General features: G+C 63.9%; 12 protein-coding genes. 7 read left to right on the top strand and 5 right to left on the bottom strand.

Going from position 1 to position 11,009, the window contains the following annotated elements:
• Positions 1-2 precede the first annotated feature (2 nt).
• Positions 3-686: an SOS response-associated peptidase gene (locus FPP74_RS10130; RefSeq protein WP_095555483.1), complete on the top strand. Its 684-nt coding sequence runs from the start codon at positions 3-5 to the stop codon at positions 684-686.
• 4 nt (positions 687-690) lie between these two features.
• Here the strand turns inward: FPP74_RS10130 and FPP74_RS10125 are convergent, their stop codons facing one another.
• Positions 691-1,164 (bottom strand): aminoacyl-tRNA deacylase, encoded by a 474-nt coding sequence (locus tag FPP74_RS10125; RefSeq protein WP_095537115.1) that lies wholly within the window; start codon positions 1,162-1,164, stop codon positions 691-693.
• Positions 1,165-1,231: 67 nt separating this feature from the next.
• Between FPP74_RS10125 and FPP74_RS10120 the strand changes: the two genes are divergently transcribed.
• From FPP74_RS10120 to FPP74_RS10110, 3 genes are all read left to right on the top strand, one after another.
• Positions 1,232-1,852, top strand: a complete 621-nt coding sequence (locus FPP74_RS10120) for a sigma-70 family RNA polymerase sigma factor (protein WP_095278795.1) — start codon at positions 1,232-1,234, stop codon at positions 1,850-1,852.
• Positions 1,852-2,166, top strand: coding sequence for a mycothiol system anti-sigma-R factor (locus tag FPP74_RS10115; protein ID WP_143340196.1), 315 nt, complete (start codon positions 1,852-1,854; stop codon positions 2,164-2,166). Before FPP74_RS10120 ends, FPP74_RS10115 begins: the two co-directional genes overlap by 1 nt.
• A 624-nt stretch (positions 2,167-2,790) precedes the next feature.
• A complete protein-coding gene (locus FPP74_RS10110; RefSeq protein WP_144718305.1) occupies positions 2,791-5,160 on the top strand; it encodes a hypothetical protein in 2,370 nt (789 codons plus the stop codon).
• 448 nt (positions 5,161-5,608) lie between these two features.
• On the opposite strand, the gene FPP74_RS12545 is transcribed toward FPP74_RS10110, so the two are convergent.
• Positions 5,609-5,683: a 50S ribosomal protein bL37 gene (locus FPP74_RS12545; RefSeq protein WP_095066802.1), complete on the bottom strand. Its 75-nt coding sequence runs from the start codon at positions 5,681-5,683 to the stop codon at positions 5,609-5,611.
• Positions 5,684-5,834: 151 nt separating this feature from the next.
• Complete coding sequence (locus FPP74_RS10105; RefSeq protein WP_095278793.1) at positions 5,835-6,098, bottom strand: WhiB family transcriptional regulator; 264 nt, start codon at positions 6,096-6,098, stop codon at positions 5,835-5,837.
• A 511-nt stretch (positions 6,099-6,609) separates the two neighbouring features.
• On the opposite strand from FPP74_RS10105, the gene FPP74_RS10100 reads away from it, so the two are divergent.
• On the top strand, positions 6,610-7,110 hold the full coding sequence (locus FPP74_RS10100) for a hypothetical protein (protein WP_255456128.1): 501 nt from the start codon (positions 6,610-6,612) through the stop codon (positions 7,108-7,110).
• Positions 7,111-7,131: 21 nt separating this feature from the next.
• Here the strand turns inward: FPP74_RS10100 and FPP74_RS10095 are convergent, their stop codons facing one another.
• Complete coding sequence (locus FPP74_RS10095) at positions 7,132-8,337, bottom strand: hypothetical protein (protein WP_144718302.1); 1,206 nt, start codon at positions 8,335-8,337, stop codon at positions 7,132-7,134.
• A complete protein-coding gene (locus FPP74_RS10090) occupies positions 8,334-9,644 on the bottom strand; it encodes a DEAD/DEAH box helicase (protein WP_144718300.1) in 1,311 nt (436 codons plus the stop codon). Before FPP74_RS10090 ends, FPP74_RS10095 begins: the two co-directional genes overlap by 4 nt.
• 96 nt (positions 9,645-9,740) lie before the next feature.
• Between FPP74_RS10090 and FPP74_RS10085 the strand changes: the two genes are divergently transcribed.
• Both FPP74_RS10085 and FPP74_RS10080 read left to right on the top strand, forming a co-directional pair.
• Positions 9,741-9,965: a DUF3107 domain-containing protein gene (locus FPP74_RS10085; RefSeq protein ID WP_095278790.1), complete on the top strand. Its 225-nt coding sequence runs from the start codon at positions 9,741-9,743 to the stop codon at positions 9,963-9,965.
• A gap of 11 nt (positions 9,966-9,976) precedes the next feature.
• On the top strand, positions 9,977-11,008 hold the full coding sequence (locus tag FPP74_RS10080) for a DUF3152 domain-containing protein (protein ID WP_144718298.1): 1,032 nt from the start codon (positions 9,977-9,979) through the stop codon (positions 11,006-11,008).
• Position 11,009 lies beyond the last annotated feature (1 nt).

Raw genomic sequence — 11,009 nt, 5'->3', positions numbered from 1 at the left:
GCATGTGTGGACGTTTCGTGCTCTTCACCACCGGCGACGAGCTGCTTGACGCCGTCGGCACCCTGCCCGGGGCCGGCACCGTCGACGCTCCCGACGGCACGCCGCCCGCCCGCTACAACATCGCCCCGACCCAGCAGGTGCCGCTCGTGCGCTTCCAGGAGCAGGGGGCGCTTGTCGACGCCGCCCGCTGGGGCCTCCTCCCGTCCTGGAAAAAGGACGAAACGGGGCCGCCGTTGTTCAACGCCCGCGCCGAGACCGTGGCCGAAAAACCCTCGTTCCGCTCCGCCTTCAAGTCGCGCCGCGGACTGATGGTGCTGGACGGGTACTACGAGTGGAAGGGGGAGAAGGGCAGCAAGCAGCCCTACTTCGTCCGGCCCGAGTCCGGCCTGCTGTTCGCCGCGGCACTGTGGGAGACTGGTCTGGACCGGTTGTCCACCACGATGGTGACAACCGCGGCGGCCGAGAACATGGCGTGGCTGCACCACCGCCTACCGCTGTTCCTGGCCGCAGACGAGGTGGAGCAGTGGGTGTCCGGCACCCCGGAGGAGGCTGCGGAGCTGCTCGCGCCCTCGCGGGTGGCGGACACGCTGCGCTGGCGAGAGGCGGACCCGGCCGTGGGCAGCGTGCGCAACGAGTATGCGGAGCTGACCGGGGCCGGCGAGCTGACGGACGTGCCCGCGGAGTAGGGGCTTACTGCGCGGCGATGTCGGCGAAGTCCGCGCCGGTGAGGGCGGCGAGGTCCTGCGGGGCGAGCTCCGCGGAGAGTCCGCGTTGGCCCGCGGAGACGATGATGGTGGGGAAGGGGGAGACGGAGGCGTCGATAAGCACTGGCAAACGCTGCAGGGTACCGAGCGGCGAGATGCCCCCGACGACGTAGCCGGTCGCGTGCTGGGCTTTCTTGGGGTCCGCCATCGCCGCCTTCTTCCAGCCGAGTGCTTTGGCGGCGGCCTTGAGGGAGAGGTGGCCGGCGACGGGGACGCAGCACAGCGCCATCTCGCGCTCGTTGGTCTCGTTGCGGACAACGAGCGTCTTGAGCGCGGCGGCGGGGTCCACCCCGAGCTCGTCGACGGAGTGCTCGCCGAAGTGGTCCTGGCTGGCCGCATATTCCAAGATGGTGTGCTCGGTGCCTTCGAGCGCGGCGATCGCGCGCGTGCGTGCAGACATAATTGGTACTCCTTTTGGTTGCTCCCGCCCGATCGTACGCCCGGCGCGTTGCCCTACAATGGCGGGCATGCCCGAGACAGACCTGAAATCGCGCTTCACTGATGAAGCCATGCCCCTGCTTGACCAGCTCTATGGGGGTGCGCTACGGATGACGCGGAACCCACAGGACGCCGAGGACCTCGTGCAGGAGACGTACCTGAAGGCCTACAACGCGTTCGATCGGTTCAAGCCGGGCACGAACCTGAAGGCCTGGCTGTACCGGATTATGACCAACACGTATATCAATACGTACCGGAAAAAGCAGCGCCGACCGCTGGTGACCTCGGCGGATGACGTGACGGACAACCAGCTTTATACGTCCAGCTCGCACGAGTCGACGGGGCTGGAATCCGCCGAGGTGGAGGCGCTGAAGCTGATGCCCAATTCGCGGATTTCCCACGCGCTCAACGAGCTGAACGAGGACTACCGCATGGTCGTGTACTACGCGGACGTTGAGGGGCTGGCGTACAAGGAGATCGCCGAGGTCATGGACATTCCGCTCGGCACGGTGATGAGCCGGCTGCACCGTGGAAGAAAACAGTTGCGCGAGATGTTGAAAGACGTAGCGCGCGATCAGGGCATCGGACTGGATCACGCTGACATGCAGGACAGCGCCAAGAAAAGCGCCAAGAAAGCGGAGGAGAAGTGATGAGCACGCCCGGAAAGCACAACGACGCCGCTGGTCGGAGCCAGGACGGTGCAGGCGGATGCTCGGGGGACTGCAGCGACGTGCACCCGCTGCTGTGCGAGCTGTTCGATCCGGATACTCCACCCGCGCGTGTACTGGAAATTCGCGAGCAGATTGCGGCGTGCCCGCACTGCTTTGGCAGGCTTGAATCGGAGCAGGCCGTGCGCGATCTGGTCCGCGATTGTTGCGGGGAAGCGCGGGCGCCGGAGCCGCTGCGTGACCGGATCATCGCTTCCATCACGTCTGTGAGTTACACAGAAATTCGGTATAACTGACCATCAGCCAGTTTTTATTAATCCCGTGATCGCGCAGGTCACGGGATTTTTTGCGCCTAGATTTTGCTGAAATATGGGGGCATAGTAGTTCTTTGCTTAGAGCGTTCCACAGGTGCAAACGGGGGTGATTTTCGGGGGTGGCGATTGGTGAACAATTGCCGCCCCAGTCGGCTGAGGAAACCTAAGTATTTTTTGCCTAGGTGTTTCCTGATTGGTCTGTCTTAGGAAAACGTTCACTATTCGGAGGAATGTCCAAAAAGTCCAGGTTGCTGGGAGTGATAGCTGTGATTGCATGTATAACTATTCTTAGTAGGTATAATATGCAATCTTGTGGGCTGTTGAACAATTCTTATGGTTCTTAAATGTCGGCCGTATTTCGGGGGCGGTTGTAGAACAAATTACGTATGCACGTGACCACAAAGCCCAGCCAGACCCTGATAGCGTGTTGAACAATCAGTAAATAGAACGGGTAAAACGGTAAAAATTCGTAGCTGGATTTACACAGCTTCCCTCTGCATAGTCCTTGTGCATAAACTAAAGCCCGTAAACAATAGAACAGACACGCTGCGGACAGCGCACGGACACCATCCCCGCGACCCGCTGAACCGAGAAGAGGAACCAGTCATGAACGCCATCGCCCGCAAAGCACTTGCCGCCACTTGCGCGCTCGCAGTAATGGTTCCCGCCTTCCGGGTTCCCGCGGAGGCAAAGGTTGTTGACGACCCGAGCGTGGTCACCGTGACCGCCGACGAGGTCGGCCCCTTCTTCCACAACGTCGAGCTGGACAAGGGACGCATCTCCTCCTTTAAGTTCACCGACCCGGCTTCCGTCGGCGGCACCCAGGACTCTTCCTTCTACATCGACTTCCGCTTCGGCGGCCAGAAGCTTGAGATGAGCGGCGCGAACACAAAGGTGCAGACCCGCAAGGACGGCAAGGCTGACGTGATCACGATGCGCAACGAGGACCGCAACCTCGGCGTGCAGTTCACCCGCGAGTTCCGCATCGATGGCAACACGGCCACCGTCCGTACCGAAATCACGAACACCAGCGGCAGCGACTCCTACTACCAGCTGGACATGACCAACCAGATCAACACCGCGCGCGAGCTGCAGGGGTCGTACGAGGATGGCCGCTTCACGGTCGGCCCCGAGGCTCTGGGCTACGATACGGAGATCTCCTTCGATGGCGCGACCTACTCCGGCGCTGCGAGCTCCTTCAACGGCACGACCAACCCGGACGAGGTCGGCTTCGTCGACGAGTCCGGTGCCCAGTTCCAGCGAGGCCGCTGGTTCGACGACATCGCCGCCGGCCAGACCGTCGTTGCAGAGACCACGATGACGATGCGCACCCAGGACGGCGCCGAGGACACCGACGGCGACGGCCTCGCCAACGCGTGGGAGGAGCAGGGGCTCACGCTTAACGACGGCACCGAGCTCCCCCTTAACGCGTGGGGCGCAGATCCGAACCGCCCCGACATTTTCCTGCAGATGAACTGGATGCCGTCCGAATACGAGTCTCTCGGCTGCTTTGACAATCCGCAGCAGGCAGCCTGCGCGGACGCAAACACGAAGAGCTACCGCCCGAGCAACGACATCCTGCAGCAGCTTGTCGACCTTTTTGCGGACCACGACGTGAACCTGCACATCGACGCCGGCGAGTCCTACACCAACATCCCGAACTACTCGGAGCGCCACGGTGGCGTCTACGGCGACTATACGAAGTACTACTTCCAGAACGAGCCGCAGGGCGTCAAGCTCATGGACAACATCGATGAGATGCTGGGCGACCGCTCCGCAGTCTTCCGCAGCGGCATGGTCGGCGACCAGATGGACCCGAGCACCTACTCGGTGGGTGTCTCCACGGTTGGTGACAACGCGTTCTACGTGGCCAACCACGACCGGATGACCACTGACGAGCAGTTCCGCAACACCATCCTCCACGAGCTGGGCCACACCCTCGGCCTGGACCACAACGGCTCCACCAAGTTTGCCAACCAGGTCCCGGACTCCGACTACCTGCCCAACTACTACTCGGTGATGAACTACCTCTACCAGTTCAGCCACTTTGACTATTCCGACCACGAGTCCGTCTCCGGCGGCGAGCTGCCGCAGGAATGCTACAACCCGGGCGCAAACTGCTACACCGGTGACTACCGGGTCCCCGCCGACTGGGACAACCTGATCATCAACACCGGCCACATTGGCAAGCCCGTGGGCACCGTCGGCGTCAAGAGCACGAAGGTTGATGCCGCTGCCGCGAAGACTGCAGCCAAGTACCAGCAGGACCTGACCAAGGCGGAGAAGAACGAGGGCACCGTCGACGTCGAGGTGGCAAGCTCCAACCTCGAGGCGGGCAAGGCCGGCAAAGTCACCCTGAAGGTGAACAACAGGGGCGCGGACCTGAACCGCTACACCGTCCAGGTGGTCACCCCGCACGGCGACGCCTCCAAGGACATCGTCCTCGACGGCGCGCTGACCGACCGCGACGAGGCCACCGTCACCGTGCCGGTGACCGCTGGCGACGCAGCCATCATGCCGCTCGACGTGAAGGTCACCAACCAGAATGGCGAGACCGCCTTCGAAGATCGCTTCGCCGTTGACGTCAAGGCCGGCAAGGCATCCGCGAACCCTGCAGCGATGGCAGGCGCTACCAACGCGCCCGCAAAGACGACCAAGACCGCGAAGTCTCAGGAGGCTGCGACCGAGACCGTGACGGCAAATCCGACCGTCGAGGCGGCACCGTCCAAGGCGGCGCCGGCGAAGTCGGCACCGGCAAAGTCGAAGGAATCCACCAAGAACGACGACGGCGCAATGACCACGGTGGCGTCGCCGAAGACGCAGGACCAGCCGGAAAAGAAGGAGCTGCACACGGCTTCCGACGACAGCCGTACGGAAGGCGGCCCGAACATCGCCGCCATCATCGTGCCGATCATCGCGATCCTAGCCATTATCGGCGGCGCTGCCGCTGCCCTCGGCTCCGGGGTGCTCGGCTAAGCGTGTTCGGCTAAGCGAGACGGATTGTGCGGAAGGCCTGGCCATGTTGGCCAGGCCTTTGGCGTATCTACGCCAGGGTTTCTCGTGCGCGGAGGCGGAGTTTTCCGGGTTCTGGGGGGACTTGAGTTTGGGTGCGGTGAGGTGGCGTCTCTTGGTGAGGTGGCGTCTCTTGGTGAGGCGGCGCGCGGTCAGATGGAGCTAGCTCCGTTTGGGTGGTGGGTTGGGTGCCGACCTGGGGTTTTGTTGGTGTCGGCGGGCCAGATGGAGCTAGCTCCGTTTGATGCGTCCTTGCGGTTGGCGCGATCCTCACCGAGGTAGGCAGCGCGCCCGGACAGAGCAATCAGGCCAGCAACAAACCAAGCCAGCAACAAGCGCCGCCGACCCCGCGCATGACAACGCCCCCTCGCCGACATTGTGGGAAAGTCGGGGAGGGGGCGCTGCGCTGTTCTTAAGAGTTAGGACGCTTGCCGCGGTTTGCACTCTTCTTGCGACGGTCCTTGCGCTTACGACCACGCTTGCTCATGGGAGCCTCCTTAGTTCTGTTCGGTTCTGGGCGATCAAAGTTCAGGTACTCCACTTTATCGCTCGGACGTGCCTACAGGGAAATTGTCCCTGCTTCACGGGGATGTACGCCCGGGCGACGCGATGCGTGATGCGGAGTGGGGGAGTTCGCGTTACGCAGACAGGCGGGCGCGGTTGCGAGCCAGTGCCTTGTTGCGACGCTTGATGGCGCGACGCTCCTCCTCGGACAGGCCGCCCCACACGCCGGCGTCCTGGCCGGTTTCCAGGGCCCACTTCAGGCACTGGGAAGTGACGGGGCAGCGGTTGCAGACCATCTTAGCCTGGGCAATCTGGGACAGAGCCGGGCCGGAGTTACCGACAGGGAAGAACAGTTCCGGGTCCTCGTCGCGGCAAATTGCTTCGTGGCGCCAATCCATGATGAAATACTCCTTACATAAGCGTTGAACAGGTTTCGCGCACACCACTTCTTCGCCTCTTCGCGGGAGGCGAGCTGCAAACTAAGTTTGATTCCAGGTTCCGGGCGGTGTTCCCAGCGGTGGGATCCGGCTGCCGGTTTCCCTGGCGTTAACCCTGTGGTGTCTTGGGGTTAAGGGCTGTGTTACCAGCCCGTTGTTTTTGCTACCTGAGAATAATGGCACGAATTGCCAATGCGCGCTAGGGGTATAGGCCGAAATGTGACACTAATCATATGAATTTTTCCCCTCCGCGCAGTTCATATTGGGATTTCCAACGAATTTGGGAACGCGTCATCAACGGTTTGAACTGCGCAAATGGGAATTTTTGCGCACGCACACGCGGGTGGGAAGGTCAAATCAAGAAACTGTGATTCCGCCCCGGTTCTTCCGCGATGGCTGTGACGGTGCTGCTACTGCAGCCGGTGATGTCGCGGTGAAGTCGACCGCAAAGTGACGGTTAGACTAACAAGACGTGACTGAAAAGAAATCCCGTTCTCCTCGTCAACCACGCCCGCCAATGGACCTGGAAACGGCACGGCGTGCCTCCACGGTGGTTCCGCCCATCATGCGGTTCGGCGCCGTCGTCGTCCTCGTCCAATGCCTTGCCATATTTGTGTACGCGGGCAGCCTCCTCGTCGCCCAGGTCCGCGGGGTGCAGGACAGCTCGCTGGAATCCGATTCCGCAGCGACGCACTTCGTCCCCCTTGGCACTGCGGTCTTCCTGCTTATCATCTTCGGCTTTGTCGCGTTCGTGGCCATACGCACGCTGCAGGGCCGGCCGCGCAGCACGGGCGCAATCGTCCTGATCCAGGCGATCCTCATCGGTGTCGCCTTCTATATGGTGACCGGAGGCGCGGTCGCCCTGGGCATCGTTACCGGCATCTCCGCCGCACTCGTGTTGTTCACCGTGTTCCACCCGCAGACGGCGCAGTACAACGAAGCCCGTTACGAGCTGCGCAAAGCAGAGCGCTAATCGACGCCCCGGTGCCCGCGACTACTCGGCGCTGAGCGCGACGATCTCGTCGCCGCGCTTTTCCACCACGGTGGCGCCCGCGGAGTCGATGGAGATCGGCCCGTTGTAGTCGCCGCGGTCCACGGGGATGATCTTCTCCACGGAGTTTTTGTCCCAGTTGATGACCGCGACACCGGAATCCGAGGCGTAGAGGAGGCGGTCGTCGGCGGCAAAGCCGGTGCCCTTCGCGCCCTGGAACACGCCGGTGACGTTGAGCTCGGCGGGGTCCAGGAGCAGAAGGTAGTCGCCCACGTGGTACGTCATGTGGTGGGGGAGGTCGTGGACGGGGAGGATGCGGGTGGCGTCGTCAAGCTGCTCAGGCTCTGGCAGCTCCGGGACCTCCGAGACCTTGAGCTCCTTGCCGTCCTTGTTGTAGGAGCGTACTTCTGAAGACTGCGGGTCGTAGATCGCGGCGGCGTCCTGGGAGATACCGACGAGGTAGGCGCCCTCGGGGAGCTCGACGGAGCCGTTCATCTCCGGGGAGCGGGAGTCCTCCGGGGTGGCGTTTTGGAAGCGGAGGAACGTGCCGCCGTCGCACACCTCGGTGACGGCGAGGAGCTCGGTGCGGGTGAGCGCCGACGTGATCGGGCACTCGTTGGGCTGCATGTCGGGCTCCTGCGGGGCCTCGATGGTGCCGTACTCCACGGTGCGCACCAGGTCAGAGCGCCACAGCTCGACGTGCTGGGAACTGACGTACCCGACGCGGTCGTTGGAGGAGACGTTCGCCACCTGTTCGGGGCCTGGGGCGGAGCGTGTCGACGCGTACTCGCCGGTCTTCGCGTCAATCCCCACGACGTCGCCGCAGCCGCCATTGCCGCGGTAGTCCGCAACCACCTTGTCCCACGCTCCGGCGAGCGTGCACAGCTCTTTGTCGCGGGTATACGTCCAGGCGGTGTCGCCCTCCGGGGTGGTGGCGGTGATGGTGTGGTCGTTGTACGTGATGATGAGGCCGTTGACCACCAGCGGAGCCGAGTTGGGGGAGGAGTCGGGCAGGCGGAACGACTCGGTGAGCGACTCCGGCACGACCGCCAACTGGCCGTAGTCCTCCTGCTGCTCGGCAGCCGGGGTGAGCTCAGAGGAGCGAATCGGCGCGGTGAAGAACGCTGTGGCCAGGAGGCCTGCCGATACGGCGGTTATGACACCGGTGGCGATCAGATCGCCCCGGGTACGTCGCAACGGTCTATTCAACGCCGGTTCCTTCCCTGCTTTTTCTGGCTCTTTTCCGCTGGCCGTTTTGGCCGCGCCCCGAGAACTTTACGCGGGCGGCCCACGGTTGGTGCAGCCGAGTCCGGAATGTCCAGCGCCTCGAACAGTTCCGGGGAGGTGGAAAACCAGGTGGGCAGCTCCTTCTTGCCTAGCGAGAGCTCGGAATCGATGAGTTCCCACTTGTGTTGCTCGTCGAACCCGACCAGGGTGACCGCCGTGCCGGAGTGGCCGGCGCGCCCGGTGCGTCCGATGCGGTGGACGTACGTCATCGGGTCATCCGGGGTCTGGTAGTTCACCACGTGCGTGACGTCGTCGACGTCGATGCCCCGGGCCGCGACGTCTGTGGCCACGAGGATCTCCACCTCGCCGGTGCGGAACGCGTCGAGTGACTTCTGCCGCGCCTCCTGGCGAAGGTCACCGTGGACGGTGCCGACGGGGAAGCCGCGCTGCGCCAGGTCCTCGGCGACCTCGGCGGCGGTGCGCTTCGTCCGTGCGAAGATAATGGTGCGCCCGCGGTGCGGGGCCTGCAGGAGACGTGCGAGGACTTCCGGCTTGTCCATCCGGTGGGAGCGGAACACCACCTGTTTCGTGCTCGCATGGGTGGCCGACGCGTTCGGTGCCTCGGCGCGGATGTGCACGGGGGTGCGCATCATTGAGCGGGCGAGCGTGAGGATCGGCGCCGGCATCGTCGCGGAAAAGAGCATGGTTTGGATCTGTTGCGGCAGCGCCGACCAGAGCTTCTGGATGTCGGGAAGGAAGCCCATGTCCAGCATCTCGTCGGCCTCGTCGAGCACGAGGATGGCCACCTGGCTCAGCGAGAGGTCGCCGCGCTGCAGGAGGTCGAGCAGGCGTCCCGGGGTGCCGACGATGACGTCCACGCCGGCGTCGATAGCCGCGAGCTGCTCCTCGTACGGCGTGCCGCCGTAGATGGTGGCGACACGGACCGGGGTGTGTATGGAGGCGCGCTCGAGGTCCTCGCCGACCTGGGCGGCGAGCTCGCGCGTGGGCACGACGACGAGGGCGCGCGGCGTGCCGTCGAGTTCCGCAATCGCGGCGTCATCAAACACGCGGTCCAGCAGGGGGATGCCGAAGGCGTAGGTCTTGCCCATGCCGGTGCGGGCCTGCCCGATGAGGTCGCGCCCGTCGAGCGCGAGTGGGATGGCCAGCTCCTGGATGGAGAAGGTCCGCTCGATGCCCTGCTCTGCCAGCGCGTCGAGCAGCTCGGCGGCGACACCGAGTTCCTCGAATGTCGGGGCGGGGCGGTGTTCACTCTCAGCTGATCTAGGCACACGCTCATCTTAGCTTGGGGCCGTTACAATAGGGCCACCGCTTAACAACGAGCCGGTACAAGCAAAACTACTAGTGAAGGAACGTGACCCGCTTTTATGGACATCAAGTTTGGTCTGGCCGACACCGCGCGCGAACTCGTGATCAAGCTGCCGGAAGGGCAGGAGGACATCCTCAGCGTGGTTGAACAGGCGATTGAGTCCGGGCAGTCGACCCTGAAGGTGGTGGATGAGAAGGAGCGTACCTACCTCATCCGCACGGACCGGATCGCGTACGTGGAGCAGGGCTCGACCACCGCGCGCTCTGTCGGCTTCATGCGATAGATTGAGAGGTTATGACGACGAGGCAGAGCAACGCCGAGTGGCCCGACGCGAACGACCGGCGCGATGTGGACGCACCGGGTGCGGATGACGCAAACGCCAACGCGGAGGACTTCTTCGGTGAGTGGGATGGCGACGATGACGGCGGCGAAGGCCGCCTCGTCCGCTTTGCCCGCGAGTACGGGTGGCGTGCCTACGCAATCCCGGTCCTCGCGGTCCTGACGCTGCTCGTCGTAGTGAACATGTTCCAAAACCCGGGCTCTCCCGTGGTGGACGCTGCCGGTTCGGAGGGGCACTCCGAGCGCGGAATCGGCGCCGCGGGCCAGGATTCGAGCAGTGACGAGGGCGACGTCGAGCGCAAGCCCGCCGAACTGCCGGAGGGGGAGCAGAACGCGTTGGAGCTGCCGCCGGGCGGACCGATCGCGGAGGCCGGAGAGGGCACATACCGCGAGGTGGGCGCGCCGGGCGCCAACGGGGGCAATGGCGACGAGCTGACGCTGCGCTACGTCGTCGAGGTGGAAAATGGGGTGGATACCAACCTGTACGGCGGCGACCAAGCCGTCGCTGAAATGGTGGACGCGACGCTGCTGGATCCGCGCAGCTGGACCAACGACCCGCGCTTCCGCTTCGAGCACGTCTCCGGCGCTGACAACCCGGACGTGAAGATCCGCCTTACCTCGCTGAAGACCGCGCAGGAGATGTGCGGCATGGAGCTGGACATGGAGACGAGCTGCCGGACCAAGATCACGGGAGATGACACCGTCGTGCTCAATGAGGCCCGCTGGGTGCGCGGCGCAGCGCCGTTCGAGGGCGACCTGGGCCGCTACCGCCAGTACCTGATCAACCACGAGGTGGGGCACGCTCTTGGTTTCGCATCGCACGAGCCGTGCCCGGCGGATGGCGCCCTCGCGCCGGTGATGATGCAGCAGACCCTGAGCCTGAACAACGGCCAGCTGCACTCCTTTGACCCGGAAGAGGTCTACCCGGATAACCCGGACACGTGCCTGGCCAACCCGTGGCCCTACCCGCGCCCTGCGGCGAGCTAGG

This window comes from Corynebacterium sp. NML180780, assembly GCF_007786415.1.
Classification (GTDB): Bacteria; Actinomycetota; Actinomycetes; order Mycobacteriales; family Mycobacteriaceae; genus Corynebacterium; species Corynebacterium gottingense.
This window is presented reverse-complemented; position numbering and strand designations above follow the sequence as displayed.